Raw genomic sequence first — 17726 nt, forward strand, 5'->3', positions numbered from 1 at the left:
TTACTCCGCAGCTTCCGCCGGCGCGATCCGGCGGGAGTGACGGGCCTGCTCGTCATAGGCCTTCTGCCAGTCGGACGGGCCGTTGGAGGGCGAAATCTCCACCGCGGTCACCTTGTATTCCGGACAGTTGGTGGCCCAGTCGGAATACTCCGTGGTGATGACGTTGGCTTGCGTGTCCGGGTGGTGGAACGTGGTGTAGACCACGCCCGGCGCGACGCGGTCGGTGATTTCCGCGCGCAAGGTGGTCTCGCCGGCGCGGCTCTTGAGCCGCACCCAGTCGCCGTCGCGCACCCCGCGCTGCTCAGCGTCGTGGGGATGGATTTCGAGCCGGTCCTCGGCATGCCAGACCACGTTCTCGGTGCGGCGGGTCTGCGCGCCGACATTGTACTGGCTGAGAATGCGCCCCGTCGTCAGCAACAGGGGATAGCGCGGTCCAGTGCGTTCGTCGGTCGGGATGTATTCGGTGATGACGAACTTGCCCTTGCCGCGGACGAAGCCGCCGATATGCATCACCGGCGTGCCTTCCGGCGCCGTCTCGTTGCAGGGCCACTGCACCGAGCCGAGTTCTTCCAGCTTGGCGTAGGAGACGCCGGCGAAGGTCGGCGTCAGTGCGGCGATCTCGTCCATGATCTGCGAAGGGTGATCGTAGTGCATGTCGTAGCCCATCGCCTTGGCGAGGCCGATGGTTACTTCCCAGTCGGCCATGCCGTTGCGCGGGCTCATCACCTTGCGGACGCGCTGGATGCGGCGCTCGGCATTGGTGAAGGTGCCGTCCTTCTCCAGGAAGGTCGAACCCGGCAGGAAGACGTGGGCGTAGTTCGCGGTCTCGTTGAGGAAGAGGTCGTGGACGATGACGCATTCCATCGACGACAGCGCCGCCACCACATGCTTGGTGTTGGGATCGGACTGCAGGATGTCTTCGCCCTGCACGTAGAGGCCCATAAAAGTGCCTTCGATCGCGGCGTCGAACATGTTGGGAATGCGCAGGCCCGGCTCCGGGTTGAGCTTGACGTTCCACATCGCCTCGAACTGGTCGCGGACCGCGTCGCCGGAGATGTGGCGATAGCCGGGCAGCTCATGCGGGAACGAGCCCATGTCGCAGGAACCCTGGACGTTGTTCTGGCCGCGCAGCGGGTTCACGCCGACGCCGGGGCGGCCGATATTGCCGGTCGCCATCGCGAGGTTGGCGATCGCAATCACCGTGGTCGAGCCCTGGCTGTGTTCGGTGACGCCGAGCCCGTAATAGATCGCGCCGTTGCCGCCGGTGGCAAATTGCCGTGCGGCTGCCCGAAGATCCTTCGGGTCGACGCCGGTCATGATCGCGGTGGCTTCGGGGCTGTTGTTGTTCTGGGCGACGAAGGCCGCCCATTCCTCGAACTCGCTCCAGTCGCAGCGCTCGCGCACGAAGGCTTCGTCCACCAAACCTTCGGTCACGATGACATGCGCCAGCGCGGTCAGCACGGCGACGTTGGTGCCGGGCATCAGCGGCAGGTGCAGCGCCTTGACGTGCGGCGATTCCACCATCTCGGTGCGGCGTGGATCGACCACGATCAGCTTGGCGCCCTGACGTAGCCGCTTCTTCAATCGCGAGGCGAACACCGGATGGGCCGATGCCGGGTTGGCGCCGATGATCATGACGACGTCGGTATGCTCGACCGAGTCGAAATCCTGCGTGCCGGCCGAGGTGCCGAACGTCGTCGACAGGCCGTAGCCGGTCGGCGAATGGCAGACACGGGCGCAGGTATCGACGTTGTTGTTGCCGAAGCCGCCGCGGATCAGCTTCTGCACCACGTATACATCTTCATTGGTGCAGCGGGATGACGTGATGCCGCCGATGGCGTCACGGCCATACTTGGCCTGAATGCCCCTGAACTTGGCGGCAGCGAAATTGAACGCTTCGTCCCACGACACCTCACGCCAGGGATCGGCAATGTTTTCGCGGATCATCGGCTTGAGAATGCGTTCCTTGTGGGTGGTGTAGCCCCATGCGAAGCGGCCCTTGACGCAGGAGTGGCCGCGATTGGCCTTGCCGTCCTTGTACGGCACCATGCGCACGACTTCCTCGCCGCGCATTTCCGCTTTGAACGTGCAGCCGACGCCGCAATAGGCGCAGGTGGTCACCACCGAATGTTCGGGCTGGCCGATCTCGATGACGGATTTTTCGGTCAAGGTCGCGGTCGGGCAGGCCTGCACGCAGGCGCCGCAGGAAACGCATTCGGAGCCGAGAAAACTCTCGCTCATGCCGGGCGAGACGCGGCTGTCGAACCCGCGGCCGGAAATGGTCAGCGCGAAGGTGCCTTGCACTTCCTCGCAGGCGCGGACGCAGCGCGAGCAGACGATGCATTTCGAGGGATCGTAGGTGAAGTAGGGGTTGGACTCGTCCTTCGGCATCCAGTTGTCATTGCTGCAGCCGTCGGCCTTGTTATCGAAGGTCTTGGCGAAGACATGGTTCTCGCCCTCGTAACCGTAACGGACGTCGCGCAGGCCGACCGCACCCGCCATGTCCTGCAATTCGCAGTCGCCGTTGGCGGCGCAGGTCAAGCAATCCAGCGGATGGTTGGAGATGTACAACTCCATCACGCCTTTTCGGATTTTCTTCAGCCGGTCGGTCTGGGTATGGACCACGAGGCCGTTCATGGCGGGCGTGGTGCAGGAGGCCGGTGTGCCGGCGCGGCCTTCGATCTCGATCAGGCACAACCGGCAGGAGCCGAACGCATCGACCATGTCGGTGGCGCAGAGTTTTGGAATCTGCGTCCCGGCTTCCATCGCCGCGCGCATGATCGAGGTGCCCTCGGGCACAGTGATGCTCCGGCCGTCGATGGTGAGCGTCACCATCGTCTCGGATTTGGAGCGCGGGGTTCCGAAATCGGTTTCCTGGATCAGCGACATGGCGATCTCCTATTCCGCGGCCTGAAGTTTGGTGGGTACGGGACCGAAATCTTCCCGGAAGTGTTTCAGCGCGCTCGAGACGGGGTAGGGCGTGAAGCCGCCGAGCGCGCAGAGCGAGCCGAATTTCATGGTGTTGCAGAGGTCTTCGACCACGGCGATGTTCTCGGCCACGCGTTCGCCGCGGCGGATCTTGTCGATGGTCTCGACGCCGCGGGTCGAACCGATCCGGCACGGCGTGCACTTGCCGCAGGATTCGACGGCGCAGAATTCCATCGCGAAGCGGGCTTGTTTGGCCATGTCGACGCTGTCGTCAAACACGACGATGCCGCCATGTCCGATCAGCCCGTCACGCGCAGCAAACGCCTCGTAGTCGAACGGCGTGTCGAACAGCGCACGGGGGAAATAGGCGCCCAAGGGACCGCCGACTTGAACTGCGCGGACTTCGCGACCGGTAAAGGTGCCGCCGCCGACATCGTCGATGAGTTCGCCAAGCGTGATGCCGAAGGCGGTCTCGAACAGGCCGCCATATCGGATGTTGCCGGCGAGCTGGATCGGCATGGTGCCGCGGGAACGGCCCATGCCGAAATCCGCATAGGCTTGGGCGCCGCCGGCGAGGATGAAGGGGATCGCCGCGAACGACAGCACGTTGTTGATCACGGTCGGCCGGCCGAACAGGCCCTTGTGGGCGGGCAGCGGCGGCTTGGCGCGAACGATGCCGCGGCGGCCCTCGAGGCTTTCCAGCAGCGAGGTCTCTTCGCCGCAGACATAGGCGCCGGCGCCGACCCGGACTTCGAGATCGAAACTATGGGAGGACCCGCCGATCTTCGCGCCGAGATAGCCGGCGCGTTTGGCCGCCACGATCGCGGCGTTCATCGCGATTACGGCATGCGGATATTCCGAGCGGATGTAGATGTAGCCTTTGGTGGCGCCGACGGTGATGCCGGCAATCGTCATGCCTTCGATCACGACGAAGGGATCGCCTTCCATGATCATGCGGTCGGCGAATGTGCCGCTGTCGCCTTCGTCGGCGTTGCAGACGATGTATTTGCGGTCGGCGCTGGTCTGCGCCACGGTTTTCCACTTGATGCCGGTCGGGAAGCCTGCGCCGCCGCGGCCGCGCAGGCCGGACACGGTGACATCTGCGAGGATTTCGTCCGAGGTCAACGTCAAGGCCCGTTCGAGGCCCTTGTAACCGTCATGGGCGCGGTAGTCCTCGACCGAGCGCGGGTCGATCACGCCGCAGCGGGCGAAGGTCAGCCGGGTCTGGCGCTTGAGCCAGGGAATCTCGTCCGCGACGCCAAGTCGCAGCAGGTGCGGACCGTCGGCGGCCATGGCGTCGAGCACGGACAGCGCCTCGGCCGGGGTCACGGGACCGAACGCGACACGCCCTTCCGAGGTTGCGACCTCGACCATCGGCTCGAGCCAATAGAGCCCGCGTGATCCGGTCCGGACGATCTCGACGGCGATGCCGCGCTTGCCGGCAGCCTGTTCCAGCGCCTGGGCGACTTCATCGGCGCCGACGGCAACCGCGCCGGCATCACGGGAAACGAAAACGCGCATCGTCATCGCTGCGCCTCCGCAACCAGCGCGTCGATCCGCACTTCGTCGAGCCGTCCGATGACTCGGCCATCGAGCATGGCCGACGGCGCAGTGGCGCAGAGGCCGAGGCAATAGATCGGCTCCAGCGTGACGCGCGCATCCGCGGTGGTGTTTCCAAGTGAAATACCGAGCTTTGCTTCCGCGCGCGCGGCGAGTGCGTCACCACCTGCAGCCTGACACGCCTCGGCGCGACATAGTTTCAGCACGTGGCGGCCGGCGGGCTGGTGGCGGAAATCATGATAGAAGGTGAATACGCCGTGGATCTCGGCGCGCGACAAATTGAGCGCCTGCGCGATCATCGGAATCGCGGGCTCGGGGACGTAACCGAAGGCTTCCTGCAGCGCGTGCAGGATCACCAGCGTTGGACCCTCAAGCTTGTCGTGTTCGGCGATGATCTCGGCGCCGCGCGCCTCGTTCCAGGGTTCGTAGACCGATGTCATCCGCGTTCTCACTCAGAGGGTTATGGCCCGCGGATCAGAATTGGAATTGCTCCAGATATCAATAAAGCTGTCTCATGCTGCGATACGGAAACGCTATCAATAGGCTGTTGAAATGGGACGATATGGAATCGCAATGACGGCAAAATCGCGCGTTTGGGCCGCGGCTTTTGCCATAGGGACACAGCTGTGGCCGTGCTATTTGTGACGGTGGGATTCATGGTTAACTTTTGGGGCGCATTTCTTGATCGACAAGCTTGAACTTCTGCTGGCGCTGGCCAAGGAGCGGCACTTCGGCCGGGCCGCCGAGGCCTGCGGCGTCACCCAGCCGACGATGTCAACCAGCCTCAAGCAGCTCGAGGAAATCCTCGGCGTCATGCTGGTGCAGCGCGGCTCGCGCTTCCAGGGCTTTACGCCGGAGGGTGAACGCACGCTCGACTGGGCGCGGCGGATCGTCGGCGATGCCCGCGCGATGCGGCAGGAGATCAACGGCCTCAAGGACAAGCTGTCCGGCGAGATCAGGCTTGCCGCGATCCCGACCGTGCTCGGCATGGTGGCGTCGCTGACGACGCCGTTCCGCGCCAAACATCCCGACGTGCAGTTTCAAATCCGCTCCTGCACCTCGGCCGATGTGCTGGGGCTGTTGGAAAATCTCGAGGTCGATGCCGGGCTGACCTATATCGAGAACGAGCCGATCGGCAAGGTTCGCACGATTCCGCTCTACAACGAAAGCTACCGGCTGTTGACGGCGCCGGACGCGATGTTCGGCGACCGCAAGCAGGTGACGTGGAAGGAGGTCGGGCAGGTGCCGCTGTGCCTGTTGACGCCGGACATGCAGAACCGCCGCATCATCGACCGCGCGCTCAAATCGGTGGGCGCGGAAGCCGTTCCGACGCTGACGTCGAACTCGCTGCTGGTGCTCTACACCCACGTCAAGACCGGGCGCTGGGCCAGCGTGATGCCGGCGAAGCTGGCCGAGACGCTGGGGCTCGCGGATGCCGTCCGCAGCATTCCGATCGTCGACCCGGTCGTTAACTACAGCATCGGCCTCGTGATCCCGCAGCGCGATCCGATGACGCCGCTGATCGCTGCGCTGGTGCAGGTCGCGCGCGAAGTGGCGCCGACGCTGGAGTAGGCCGCCAGCGGATCAGGCCGCGACCGACAGCTTCGCCTTCGTGGGATCGCGCGGCAGGGTGATGCGAACGACGGTGCCGGTGCCGAGCTTGGATCGCAGCCGCATCTTGCCGCCGTGCAGATGGGTCAGCGACCGCGCGATCGCAAGGCCCAATCCCGAGCCCTGATAGGTCTTGGTGAGCTGGCTCTCGACCTGCTCGAACGGCTTGCCGAGCCGCCGCAGCGATTCCGGGGCGATGCCGATGCCGGTGTCGGCGATCACAAGCACGATGGAATCGGTCAGCACCCGGCTGCGGACGATGACGCGGCCGTCGTCGGGGGTGAATTTTACGGCGTTCGAGAGCAGGTTGACGAAGATCTGCTTGACCGCGCGGCGGTCGGCCACCAGCGCGATGGTGTTTTCGAGTTCGGCGTCGAGCGTCAGGCGCTTGTCCTCGGCGCGGCCGGAGACCACCCGCACCGACTCCGCCACGATGTTCGACAGATCGAGCTGCTCCATGTCGAGCTTCATGCGGCCGGCCTCGATCTTCGACATGTCGAGGATGTCGTTGATGACCTCGAGCAGGTATTTTCCCGAAGTCAGGATGTCGTGGCAGTACTCCTGATACTTGTCGGAGCCGAGCACGCCGAACATGCCAGAGCCCATGATCTCGGAGAAGCCGATGATGGCGTTGAGCGGCGTGCGCAGTTCGTGGCTCATATTGGCGAGGAATTTCGACTTGGCCTGGTTGGCTTCCTCGGCGCGGTTCTTCTCCTGCGAGTATTTTTCGGCAAGGTCGGCCAGCTCGGTCTGGGATTTCTTCAGGTCGAGCACGTTGGCGCGCAGGCGGCCGTCGTTCTCGATCAGCTTCTGCTCGTGCTCCTTGATCCGGGTGATGTCGGTGCCGACCGAGACGTAGCCGCCGTCCTTGGTGCGGCGTTCCGAGATGTGCAGCCAGCTGCTGTCGTCGAGTTGCGCCTCGAAGGTGCGGGCGCCGGGTGCGTGGATGCCGGCGTCCTGCAGCCGGGTGCGGACTTCCGGCATGCTGCCGACCTCGATCACGGTCTCGTAGGAGGTGCCCGGCGTCACCGCCGAGTCCGGCAGCTTGTGCAGGCGCTGGAAGTGCGAATTACAAAGTACCAGCCGGTCTTCCGCGTCCCACAGCACGAAGGCTTCCGGAATGGTCTCGATGGCGTCGCGCAGCCGCAAGTCGGCCTCGACGGTCTTTTCGGCGAGGCTCTTCTGTTCGGTGATGTCGACGGCGATGCCGATCAGATGCAGGCCGGCATCGGCCGCGGCCTGGCTGAGTTCGCAGCGCACCCGCAGCCAGATCCAGTGGCCGTCGGTGTGCTGCATGCGAAAGGTCTGGTCGATGTGGTCGAGCTTGCCGGAGATCAACTGGTCGGCGATGTCGAACAGGTTGATGTCGTCGGATTTCACCAGCGCGTTGACCTCGCCGAAAGTCAGCAGGTCGTTGCGGGAGTCGAGGCCGAGCAGGGTGAACATCGACTGCGACCAGAATATCCGGCCGCGCGACAGGTCCCAGTCCCACAGGCCGCAGCGGCCGCGGTTGAGCGCGGTGTCGATGCGGCCGCGCACGGCGTCGTTGATCAGGTCGCCCTCGCGGGCGCGGGTCGATTGCCAGTGGAAGGCGAAGCCGAGGATCAGCACCACGAACCCCGTGGTTGCGGACAGCGTGACCGAGAGCGCGGAGTCGGATCCCCACAGCGGATCGTTCTTCTCCTGGATGACGATGACCTGGCCGGGCAGCGCCTTGATCAAAAGCGAAATCGCCATCGCGCCGTTGCCGTTCGGCAGCGTCATGTCGTTGACGACGCCCTGCTGGCCGGGTGCGGCCAGCAGCTGCGCGGTGCTGATCACATCGAGCACGCGGTCGCTGCCGCCGGGGCCTTCGGTGGGGACGCGGGCCAGCACGCGGTTGTCGGCGCCGGTGACGATGACGTGACGGCCGACAGCGACGGCCCAGCCGGGGACGAGATCGGGCAGCAGCGCCTGCAGCCGCTCGAGGTTGGCGGCGCGGTCCTGCCGCACCGAAGCCAGGCGGTCGATGCGTTCGGCGAGCAGGTCGGTGAGGGCGGCGATGTCGCGCTTGGTGGAAGCGCGTTTCTGCCGGCTCTGGTCCACCACCTGCACGAAGGCGCCGAGACAGATGGTGATCAGGAAGGCAATGATCAGCGTGGGCACGGCGCGGCGCAGTGCCGGCTCTGCGGTGAGCAGTCTATGGTAGGCCGGCTTCGCGATCGATTGCGCCAATCCCTTGATCGAATCGGATTGGACACACGCGTTCGCCGCATGCGCACGCGCCATGCTGTAGACCCCCACCAATTTCTTGTCTGCACGCCGTCCGGAAGCACCCCACGTCGCTTCCGAATCACAGCGATTTGAATCCAGTTTTCCGGGGCTGTCGAGAGTCAACGATTCGTTAATTTGAAATAAATCTTGTCCAAAGCGAAATAGGGATTCCAAAACTGAGTCCGAAACGGGAACGCCCCGCAGGACTACGGTTAAGACTTTTCGTTTTGACGCGTTTTCTTCACGCGAACCGGTGCCCACTTCGCTCGAAAACGCTCTAGCCGCGCGGCGGCTCGGCGTGGCTGATGACGCGCTTGATGGAGGGGAAGGCGCGGCGTAGCGCGCGTTCGATCTCGTCGACGGCCTCATGCACCTTGATGACGCTCATCTGTGGCGCGGCGCGGCAGTGAAAGTTGACGATCTCGCCGGCATCGGTGTCGCGCACCCGCACATTATGGATGTCGTGGATGGCGCCATTGGCGGCAAAGCCGGTCAGCGCGGCCTTGACGGCCTCGACGCGCGCCGGCTGAGCGTCGGTGCCGTGCGGCAGTTCCGGCTCCAGCGGCTCGATATGGGTGTCGACCTCGACATCCTCGCCGAAATCCTCGCGGATGCTGCGCTCCAGGTCATGGGCGATGTCGTGCGCGGCCATCAGCTCCATCTCGCCGTCGACCTCGAGGTCGATCGAGACCGTCAGCCGGCCGCCGAGGTCGTGCACGGTGACATGATGAATGGCGAGGCCGGAATTGCGCGCGATCACCATGATGCGCTCGCGCACGCTCTCATTGTCGCGCGCGACCGGCACGGCGGTGAAGGTCAGATCGGCGTCGCCGAGCGCCTCGCTGACGGCCGCCTGGGCATCGCGCTTGATCGCCTCGACGCGGTCGATCGGGGTGGTGCGCGGGACTTTGGCGATGGCGTCGATGAAATGGGTCGGGCCGACCATGCGAACGCGCAGGCGCTCGACATCGACCACGCCCGGTACCGCGCGGATCGCGGCGGCGGCTTTTTCGGAGGCGCCGTCCGGCGCGCGGTCGAGCAGGGTTTCGACGGTGGAGCGCGCCAGCCGCAGGCCGAGCAGCGAGATGATGAGCGCAACGCCGATCGCGGCCGCGGCATCGCCCCACCAGTAACCCAGGCCCGAGAGCGCCAGCCCGATGATGACGGCGAACGAGCCGAACACGTCGGAGGCAAAATGCAGCGCGTCGGCGGCGAGCGCCTGGCTTCTTGTCGCGCGCGCCGCGCGGTGTAGCGCCCACGCCCGCCAGAAATTCACGGCGATGTCCACGACCAGCACCACGAACGGAACCACTGAGAGCGCCGGCGGTGGCGTGCCCTCGTGCAGCCGCGCATAGGCCGCGACCAGGATGCCGCCGGCCAGCACATAGAGCATGGCGATGACGCCGAGCGCCGACAGGCTCTCGATCTTGCCATGGCCGTAATGGTGCTCGTCGTCGGCGGGCTTGTCGGACACCCGCACCACCATCCAGGTGATGATGGTCGCGACCAGGTCGACGGACGAATGCAGCGCCTCCGAGATCAGCGCCAGCGAGCCGATCGCGATGCCGACCACGAATTTTGCGGCGGCCATGCCGGCGCTGGCAAAAATCGAGATCGCGGCGACGGAGGTTTTGGTCGAATGGGTGCTGCTCATGCGCGGCGGTGTAGCAGGGGAGTGTGAAAGATCAAGGCGTGGATCGGATACGCAATCGCTACTCATTCGCAGAAGCAGTGTGTTGCGAATTGTTCCGAGTTTAAACTTCATCGTCGTCCCTGCGAACGCAGGGACCCATACCGCGTGATCCATCGATGAAGCACGGTAGCAAATACCTTTCGCACGAGAGCGGCCGGTGGCTATGGGTCCCTGCGTTCGCAGGGACGACAGGAATAGATACGACTCCTCGCCCTCGCGGCATGTTCTGCCCGAGCCGTTGAAATTCATTTCGCCCTAAACGAAGAGGGCGCAGGGAATGCCGGGGCGTACGCTGCCCCCGCGGTCTCGTACGCAGGAAAAGTAGATAGTGGCGCGCACGAGCATACAGGTTCAGCGGAAACACTCCGGCATTCCCTGCGCGATGGTTTGACGGCTTATGCCGAGCTCGCCCCGGTGACGAATTCTGTTCTTGTCACCGTCGCCGGCGGATTGAGGCTGATCGTGCCGGTTGGCCCGACTTCGCCTCCGCCGGCTTGACATCAGCAACGGATGCCAGGCCCACACGGTTTTGCCGTACGCGACGGCTCGGCTTCGTCAAATGACTCCACCAGGCCCTACGCCGGTCGTCCGCACGCTGCGTCCACTCACGGGCAAGCCCGCCCTGCGACCACCACACGCGCCCGACGCTGCCGCGTCCACCGCAACCTGCCCCTCGTCGTGACGACGGCCGACGCCCCTCTGAGCGGGACAGGATGGGGCGAGTTGTAAGGTTGATTTGGGGTCGGCGAGAAGCGGAATGTTTTTTCGGGCGGGACTGGACGGGTGGAATCACGTTGATCGGATTGAGGAAATTAGGTTGGGCGCGCAGGGCGAATGGTGCATCTTTGGCCTAGCGATTATGGCGGAGCGGCTTTAGCAAAACGGTGAGTCCGTCCATAACACCCAGAGAGACGTAAGGTTGCCAGAAGGCCTTCCAACACTTTATCTTTGGCGGGCAACCGGAAAGTCCAGTTGGCGCGGTTCGCTTCGGAGAAGTCGTTGAAGGCTCACTGCAAATCGGAACCAATCTTACATGAGCGATGAAATACCGCTCATCCCGAGCGTGCCTCAAGGTCTTAGGGAAGCGGCGCAGCGTGGTACACTCATTCCATTTGTGGGTGCCGGAGCTTCCGTGCTTGCGGGGTGTCCAACGTGGGGACAGCTTGCCGACGGAGCGCTAAAGGCTTGTATTGCAGCGGACAAGTTCACACATGGACAGATGGATCAAATACGCCACCTAACTCCGCGCATGAAGATTTCAATTGCACGGGCCGTCGAGGCTGAGCATGGTTTGAGGATCGATTACGGCAAGCTCGTTAACCCGCGCGGCGGTTATAAAAATAATGAGGTTGGCCGGAGAGTTTATCGGAGCTTGGGCAAGCTCGGCCAAACATTTGTTACAACGAATTACGACGCTTGGTTGGACAACGAAATTTCCGAAGCCCCCCTATCGGTAAGCGCAAATCCGCCTACGCGAGACACCGCGGGGCCGCCGCGTATCCGTCGACGGATTGTTAGCGTTGAAGAGTTCACGCCAGCAAATCTCAACCAGCCAAACTGTGTCGTTCATCTCCATGGCTCGTTGGCAGACCCAAGCGGCATGGTGATGACGACCCGCGATTATATTCGACGTTATGCAAATGATCGCGGCGCCGACGATCCGACGCAAGAGAATCGAACGCTCACTTTCCTTGAATCGCTCTTTCAAAATAAAACAGTTTTGTTTGTCGGCTATGGCTTAGAGGATCTCGAAATCCTTGAATATGTGATCCAGAAAGCACGCCAGCAAACGTCGTCTGAACGGCCGCAAGCTCGTCATTTCATGCTGCAGGGGTATTTTGCCCACGAGTATGAATTGATGCGAAGCCTTACCCAGTACTATGCACAATGCGACATCGAGCTTATCCCGTTTCGTCGCGACTTGCGCGATTGGGCACAGTTAACCGAAGTTCTTGAGGCCTTCGCAACGGCGATACCAGCGACAACGCCGTTGGCACTGCAGGTCCAAATGGAGATGGAGAGCTATCTTGAGCCCTAGCTTGCCATCAAAATTGGAGTCGTTTTTCGAGACGATGCGGCGTGGCGAAGAATTTGCTCAGCATGGTTTCGATCTTCTAGCCAAACGGAGCGAGCCGGAGCAATTTTTCGATGCTCTTAACCAGCATGGTTTTTTTGATCCGGCAAATAACCTGGGCCCGGTACCATCGGCCAATCCGGAATTCGTGCATATACCAGTTTGGGCGCCGCTGAATTATCTAGAGGCGGTAGCATCGCGAGCGGCTGAGTTGAATGACGAGAGCCTCGCGAAAAAGGTCTTAAATATCATTCGCGCGGTAACACGATTTAAGGACGAGAAAAGCGGCGAGCCACGCGACAATTATCGAACATACTTCAAATTCGCCGAATTTTTGGGTGTGCTTCCGCTTCGGTGCATCACCTTAGACGACGCTAGGCTTGTGCGCGTCTGGCTAGTATCAAAATACGATCGTAGCCTAGTACCGCACGCACTCACAAAAGGCTTGCTCAAGCGTTTATTCGACGATGGTACGACTGAAAGCGTGACAAAGGCGTGTGTAGTCATCGAGTCTTGCCTTGAGCTTGAATCGTCCTCCAAGCGGCGAAAGCGTTCTGAGGACTTAGCTACCGTTGTCGACGACCATTGGCTCAAGGAAATGTTGGGCGCGTATGCGCGTGAGTTGGGCCGGAAGGCGGGCGCACAGGCGGTTCTGATTTTCGAGAGGGGATTAAGAACGATCTATTCGGATGAGCGGCGGAGTTACGGAAGCTCACTTTGGCGGCCTGCAATCGAGAGCAATTCCCAAAACCGCGACTTTTATGGTCCTGAGAATCGTTTCGTTGAGGGCCTCCGCGACGTCCTCGACGGATGGCTTGAGACGGCGCCGGAGGCCGCTGCAATCTATGTAGAACAGGCACTTAAGGACGACTTGGAAATTATCCGCCGTGTAGCCTTGCATGCCGTCACTGAACATTTTGAGCTATTGCGGCCGGTTTTCGAGCCGTTAATCGCTCCGGCAATATTCTTGTCTGGACATAGGCATGAGCTCTATCGGTTGCTGTCGTTGCGGTTCCACGAGTTGTCTCCGGAGGGCAAGTCGAAAGTCGTTGAAGCAATTCGAAACTTACCAATCCCTTCGCGTGGTGATGATCGAGAACGGCGCTTGAAATTTACTCAACGCGAATGGCTTTCGTCGATAAAGGATCACGCTGAGTCAGCAGATTGGTTCTCAGAATTGAAAACGGATCCTGAATTGGGTCCGGTGACTGAACATCCAGATTTCCTAGCCTACCATGAGTCGCGTTGGGGGCCCGGTCCCGCTCCGTTCGAGGCAGATTCGCTCGTCGCGTTCGCCGAGGATGGAACGCTGATTGAGCGGCTTAATGGTTTCAAGCAGGGAGATTCTTGGCGTGGGCCGACGCTAGGTGGTCTCGTCTCTGCTCTTGAGACCGCCGTCGCGACGAAACCAAACACGTTTCTTTCGTTGCTTTCCGACTTTCACTCGGCAAACGTGCCGTTTCAGCATGCGTTGTTACAAGGATACAAAAAGCTTTTCGACCCATCAAACGATAAGAGGCCTGAATTCGATTGGAAGTCAGCTTGGCCTAAGTTGATGATGTTTTTCAGTGAAACCGTCACTCAAGACAGCTTTTGGATTAGGGCTGAAGAGGGGGTCGATTTAGTTCCTACTTGGGATTGGATGAGAGGTCTCATCGCAAGTTTCCTTGAAGCCGCGACTCGCGATGACAAGACGGCCTATCCGCCAGAATTGTTACCACAGGGTTGGGCCATCATAAAATTGATGCTAGCGCGCGCGGAAGCTGGTGTGCTGAATTTGACTGACCCGATGACTCACGCGCTCAATACTGACAAGGGCCACGTCATCGGCGCCATGTATAATCACGCGCTACGTGTTTGCAGGCTTGCGGATCAGTCGAACCAATCGCACGAAATTGCGTGGGGGGAACTCAAGGATACCTTCGACGCCGAAATCGCTAAGTGCTGCAACGGAAACTACGAATTCTCAACACTGTCGGCGTCCTATATCGCGAATCTCGATTATCTAAGCAGAGCTTGGCTAACAGAAAACGTCGGGCGACTTTTTCCCGCGCGGGACTATCCTAACAATTTCAAGGTCGCTATCGGAGGGCTCGCCTATGCGGGCACGAGTCGGCCAATCTATCAGCTTCTCGCTAGCCAAAGCGTATTCGCAGAGGCTCTTGCTGCCGAGCTCGAAGACAAGAATGGTCGCGAACGTGTGATTGAGTGGGTCGGTCTGGCTTACTTGTGGAACGATGAGCAGCTTGACTCGCAAATTGTTCAAGCCGTCTTTGCAGGTGGCGTCGAGGATGTCGAGAAATTGGCGGAGTTCTTTTGGGAAGTTCGTGGAGATGAGTTAACCGAAGAACAGGTTGAAAAAGTCCTTGCGTTTTGGGAACGCAGTTTGTCATGGAGCAAGGGCTCCGGAGAAACGTCCGACCACCTTATGGCGCGCTTGAGTCGCCTAAGCCCGTACATAAAAGAGTTGAACGCGCGAACGATGCCGATTCTGATGTCGGTGGTGCCTTATGTCCACACCGACTATGGCACGGATCAGATGGTGGAAGAGCTTACGAGACTCCTCGATACGGACGCAGCGGGAGTCGCTGTGCTGCTCGAACGAATGCTCGATTCAAGCGCGCCAACCTTTGATCTTGATGACAAGCTGAAAGCATTGATAGAGAAACTAGCAAGTCTGGGGCTGCGCGCGGAAGCAATTCGATGTACGGAAAAAGTACGACGCACACTTCCTGGTATGCTCGATCTCTACAAGAAACTTGTTGCGTCCGGTTAACACAAGGCCGAAGCACGACTCGTTTTTGAACTTTGGAGCCGAAGCTCAAGCCCTCGAAGAAAGAGAGATGGGCAAAATCATCCCGCTTTTCTTCGCCCCGTAGCCCTTTCGGGCTTGGCGACCTTCTTGGCGGCCGGCTTCTTTCCCTCGATCGGCAGCAGCATCTCTTTTTGCCCGACCGATGCCTTCCGGGGCTTTTTGCCCGTGGTCTGCGGCACTCCCGCGAGGCTCTTCTTCAGGGCATCCATGAGGTCGACGACGTTCTCGCCCTTGGGCCGCGCCTTCGCGCTGATCTCCTTGCCGCTGCGCTTGGCGTTGATGAGTTCGAGCAGCGCCTCTTCATAGTGGTCCTCGAACTTCTTCGGGTCAAAGCTCGACGTCTTCTGGGTGACGATGTGCTTCGCCAGGTCGAGCATATCCTTGGTGACTTTCACGTCCTGGATGTCGTCGAAGTATTCCTTCTCGTCCCGAACTTCGTAGGGGTAGCGGAGAAGGGTGCCCATCAATCCCTTTTCCAGGGGCTCCAACGAGATGATGTGCTCCCGGTTGGTCAGCACCACGCGGCCGATCGCCGCCATGTTCATGCTGCGGATGGTTTCACGGATCACCGCAAAGGCGTCGTGTCCGACTTTGCCATCGGGGACGAGATAGTAGGGCCGGATGGCGTAGCGGGGATCGATCTCGGACTTCGGCACGAACTCGTTGATGTCGATGGTGCGGTTGGATTCCAGCGCGATGTTCTCAAGCTCGTCCTTCGACACCTCGATGTAGGTGTCGGTATCGACCTTGTAGCCCTTCATGATGTCTTCGGATGAAACTTCCTCGCCGGTATCGGCATCCACCTTGGCGTACTTGATGCGGTGGCCGGTCTTTCGGTTGATCTGGTTGAAGCTGACCTTCTCGGAATCGGAGGTGGCCGGATATAAAGCGACCGGGCAGGTGACGAGCGAAAGGCGCAAAAAGCCTTTCCAGTTGGCGCGGGGGGCCATGCAAAATACTCCAGACACGACAGAGAACTCGGACTCAAGACGAACGAGGACCCTCGGTTCCGACAATCGGTGGCGGGTTTTTTTGGACCCGGCCCGATCGGAGCGCTTGCATTCTTGGCCTTGTTTTGTTCTTACGTCCGCTTGCACGTTCTCAGGGCGAAACATGCCGGCCCTCGATCACCTCAGCCAGCGCGTCGGGCGGATTAGCCAAAGGCGTAATCCGCCGTTGCGTCTCAAGTAAGTTGGCGGATTACGCTTCCGCCTTCGCTCTCCGAGCTACGGCGGACAAGGCGCTAATCCGCCCTACGGGCTCCGAGCTGACCGCGTGAGCGCGCCGATCGCCACCGCCGCCGCAGCAAACCCCGCCGCCGCCCCCACGCCCAGCGCCCATCGCGGCCCGAGATGATCCGCCACCCATCCGACGATCGGGGCGCCGATCGGCGTGCCGCCAAGGGCGACGCCGAGGCGGAGCGCCATGACGCGGCCGCGCATCGCGGGCTCGGTGGAGAGCTGCATCAGGGCGTTCGAGGTGTTGAGCACGGTCAGCGAGGCGACGCCGATCACGACCAGGGCTGCGGCGAACAGCCAATAATTCGGCGCCAGGGCTGCGAGGGTGCAGCCGATGCCGAAGATCGCGGCGCCGGCCAGCAACGAGGTGAAGCTCGGCCGCTCGCGGCTTGCGGCCAACAGCGCGCCCGACATGGTGCCAACAGCCATCATCGAGGACAGCAGGCCAAAGCCGCGCGCATCGGTGTGGAAGACGCCGACGGCCATGGTCGAGATGAAGATCGGGAAGTTGAGCCCGAACGTGCCGATCAGGAACAGCATGATCAGCGTTGCCCTCAGATCAGGGCGGGACCAGACATAGTGAAACCCCTGCAGCACGCTGCCCTTGGCGCGGATGGCGCGTGCGTTGGGGCGAAGTTCCGACGTGCGCAGCAGGCACAGCGACGTCAGCACCGCCATGAACGACGCGCCGTTGAACAGAAACGCCCAGCCGGTGCCAAAGGAAGCGATCAGGAGGCCGGCCGCCGCGGGGCCGATCATGCGCGCGGCGTTGAACGAGGTGGAGTTCAGCCCGATCGCGTTCGACAGGTCTCTTTCGCCGACCAGCTCGGCCACGAAGGTCTGGCGCACCGGCGCATCGAGGGCGGCGCTGCAGCCGAACAGGAAGGCGAACACATAGACATGCCAGAGCTGCACCAGGCCGGTGACGGTGAGCAGCCCGAGGATCAGCGACAGCGCGCCCATCGTGGCTTGCGTCGCCATCAACAGCTTGCGCTGGTTGAAATGATCGGCGGCATAGCCGGACCACGGCATCAGCAGCAATTGCGGGCCGAACTGCAACGCCATCACGATGCCGACCGCGGATGCACTTTGATGGGTAAGCTGGGTCAGCACCAGCCAGTCCTGGGCGGCGCGCTGCATCCAGGTGCCGACGTTCGACACCAGCGCGCCGGCCGCCCAGATCCGGTAGTTATGGTTCTCAAGCGATCGAAACGTGCGGATCATGTCGGCCGGGGTTCGTTGCCGCCGTGAAACCGTCCGAACCGGCGCGCCAGAAACAGGCCCATCAGAAATCCACCGAGACCGAGCGCTGCAACATCGGCGGTTTCTCGCAAGCCAAAATCGCCGACGCGGCAGACCAGCCAATATCCGACCGCGAGGTTGAAGAAGCCCCAGAGGATGTTGACGGTCGAAGTCGACAGACCCTCGCCCGGCGGTTTTGCGAACGGAGACTGGAACGGCTCTCCCATCAGGCCGGCAACGACATGGGGGATCGCGTTGGTGAGGAAGGCGCCGCCAAAGAAGTAGGCGACCAGATCAAGCCAGTTCATGGGC

At 61.6% G+C, this 17726-nt stretch carries 11 protein-coding genes; 3 read left to right on the forward strand and 8 right to left on the reverse strand.

What is annotated here, in order from left to right; all coding sequences use genetic code 11:
• Genes fdhF through BLS26_RS30500 form a run of 3 tightly spaced genes read right to left on the reverse strand, consistent with a single transcriptional unit; the run spans position 1 to position 4928 of the window.
• Entirely contained in the window at positions 1-2889 is a 2889-nt protein-coding gene (fdhF, locus tag BLS26_RS30490; protein WP_092516188.1) for a formate dehydrogenase subunit alpha, read from the reverse strand.
• Positions 2890-2898: 9 nt separating this feature from the next.
• A complete protein-coding gene (locus BLS26_RS30495; RefSeq protein WP_092516189.1) occupies positions 2899-4455 on the reverse strand; it encodes an NADH-quinone oxidoreductase subunit NuoF in 1557 nt (518 codons plus the stop codon).
• On the reverse strand, positions 4452-4928 hold the full coding sequence (locus BLS26_RS30500; protein WP_092516190.1) for a formate dehydrogenase subunit gamma: 477 nt from the start codon (positions 4926-4928) through the stop codon (positions 4452-4454). The genes BLS26_RS30495 and BLS26_RS30500 overlap by 4 nt, the downstream gene beginning before the upstream one ends.
• Before the next feature lie 241 nt (positions 4929-5169).
• Between BLS26_RS30500 and BLS26_RS30505 the strand changes: the two genes are divergently transcribed.
• Positions 5170-6060: a LysR family transcriptional regulator gene (locus BLS26_RS30505; protein WP_092516191.1), complete on the forward strand. Its 891-nt coding sequence runs from the start codon at positions 5170-5172 to the stop codon at positions 6058-6060.
• A gap of 12 nt (positions 6061-6072) precedes the next feature.
• Here the strand turns inward: BLS26_RS30505 and BLS26_RS30510 are convergent, their stop codons facing one another.
• The gene (locus BLS26_RS30510; RefSeq protein WP_092516192.1) at positions 6073-8367 is read right to left on the reverse strand and encodes a PAS domain-containing sensor histidine kinase; all 2295 of its coding nucleotides are present in this window, start codon (positions 8365-8367) and stop codon (positions 6073-6075) included.
• 262 nt (positions 8368-8629) lie between these two features.
• Positions 8630-10006 (reverse strand): cation-efflux pump, encoded by a 1377-nt coding sequence (locus tag BLS26_RS30515; protein WP_092516193.1) that lies wholly within the window; start codon positions 10004-10006, stop codon positions 8630-8632.
• Between the two features lie 1072 nt (positions 10007-11078).
• Between BLS26_RS30515 and BLS26_RS30520 the strand changes: the two genes are divergently transcribed.
• Positions 11079-12083 (forward strand): SIR2 family protein, encoded by a 1005-nt coding sequence (locus BLS26_RS30520; protein WP_092516194.1) that lies wholly within the window; start codon positions 11079-11081, stop codon positions 12081-12083.
• Positions 12073-14895 carry a hypothetical protein gene (locus BLS26_RS30525; protein WP_157676625.1) on the forward strand — a complete coding sequence of 941 codons (2823 nt, stop codon included), beginning with the start codon at positions 12073-12075 and terminating at the stop codon, positions 14893-14895. Before BLS26_RS30520 ends, BLS26_RS30525 begins: the two co-directional genes overlap by 11 nt.
• 77 nt (positions 14896-14972) lie before the next feature.
• Here the strand turns inward: BLS26_RS30525 and BLS26_RS30530 are convergent, their stop codons facing one another.
• The 3 genes from BLS26_RS30530 to BLS26_RS30540 all read right to left on the reverse strand — a co-directional run bounded on the left by BLS26_RS30530 (position 14973) and on the right by BLS26_RS30540 (position 17722).
• Positions 14973-15884 carry a Ku protein gene (locus tag BLS26_RS30530; protein WP_092516196.1) on the reverse strand — a complete coding sequence of 304 codons (912 nt, stop codon included), beginning with the start codon at positions 15882-15884 and terminating at the stop codon, positions 14973-14975.
• Positions 15885-16187: 303 nt separating this feature from the next.
• Entirely contained in the window at positions 16188-17396 is a 1209-nt protein-coding gene (locus BLS26_RS30535) for an MFS transporter (protein WP_092516197.1), read from the reverse strand.
• Entirely contained in the window at positions 17393-17722 is a 330-nt protein-coding gene (locus tag BLS26_RS30540) for a hypothetical protein (RefSeq protein WP_092516198.1), read from the reverse strand. The genes BLS26_RS30535 and BLS26_RS30540 overlap by 4 nt, the downstream gene beginning before the upstream one ends.
• Positions 17723-17726 lie beyond the last annotated feature (4 nt).

The sequence above is a fragment of the Afipia sp. GAS231 genome, from assembly GCF_900103365.1.
Lineage (GTDB): Bacteria > Pseudomonadota > Alphaproteobacteria > Rhizobiales > Xanthobacteraceae > Bradyrhizobium.

Excerpts from the sequence above, each read along its gene's own strand:
- BLS26_RS30495 (WP_092516189.1), bottom strand. The coding sequence starts at position 4,455 with ATGACGATGCGCGTTTTCGTTTCCCGTGATGCCGGCGCGGTTGCCGTC.
- BLS26_RS30500 (WP_092516190.1), bottom strand. The coding sequence starts at position 4,928 with ATGACATCGGTCTACGAACCCTGGAACGAGGCGCGCGGCGCCGAGATC.
- BLS26_RS30535 (WP_092516197.1), bottom strand. The coding sequence starts at position 17,396 with ATGATCCGCACGTTTCGATCGCTTGAGAACCATAACTACCGGATCTGG.
- BLS26_RS30520 (WP_092516194.1), top strand. The coding sequence starts at position 11,079 with ATGAGCGATGAAATACCGCTCATCCCGAGCGTGCCTCAAGGTCTTAGG.
- fdhF (WP_092516188.1), bottom strand. The coding sequence starts at position 2,889 with ATGTCGCTGATCCAGGAAACCGATTTCGGAACCCCGCGCTCCAAATCC.
- BLS26_RS30510 (WP_092516192.1), bottom strand. The coding sequence starts at position 8,367 with ATGGCGCGTGCGCATGCGGCGAACGCGTGTGTCCAATCCGATTCGATC.
- BLS26_RS30530 (WP_092516196.1), bottom strand. The coding sequence starts at position 15,884 with ATGGCCCCCCGCGCCAACTGGAAAGGCTTTTTGCGCCTTTCGCTCGTC.
- BLS26_RS30515 (WP_092516193.1), bottom strand. The coding sequence starts at position 10,006 with ATGAGCAGCACCCATTCGACCAAAACCTCCGTCGCCGCGATCTCGATT.
- BLS26_RS30540 (WP_092516198.1), bottom strand. The coding sequence starts at position 17,722 with ATGAACTGGCTTGATCTGGTCGCCTACTTCTTTGGCGGCGCCTTCCTC.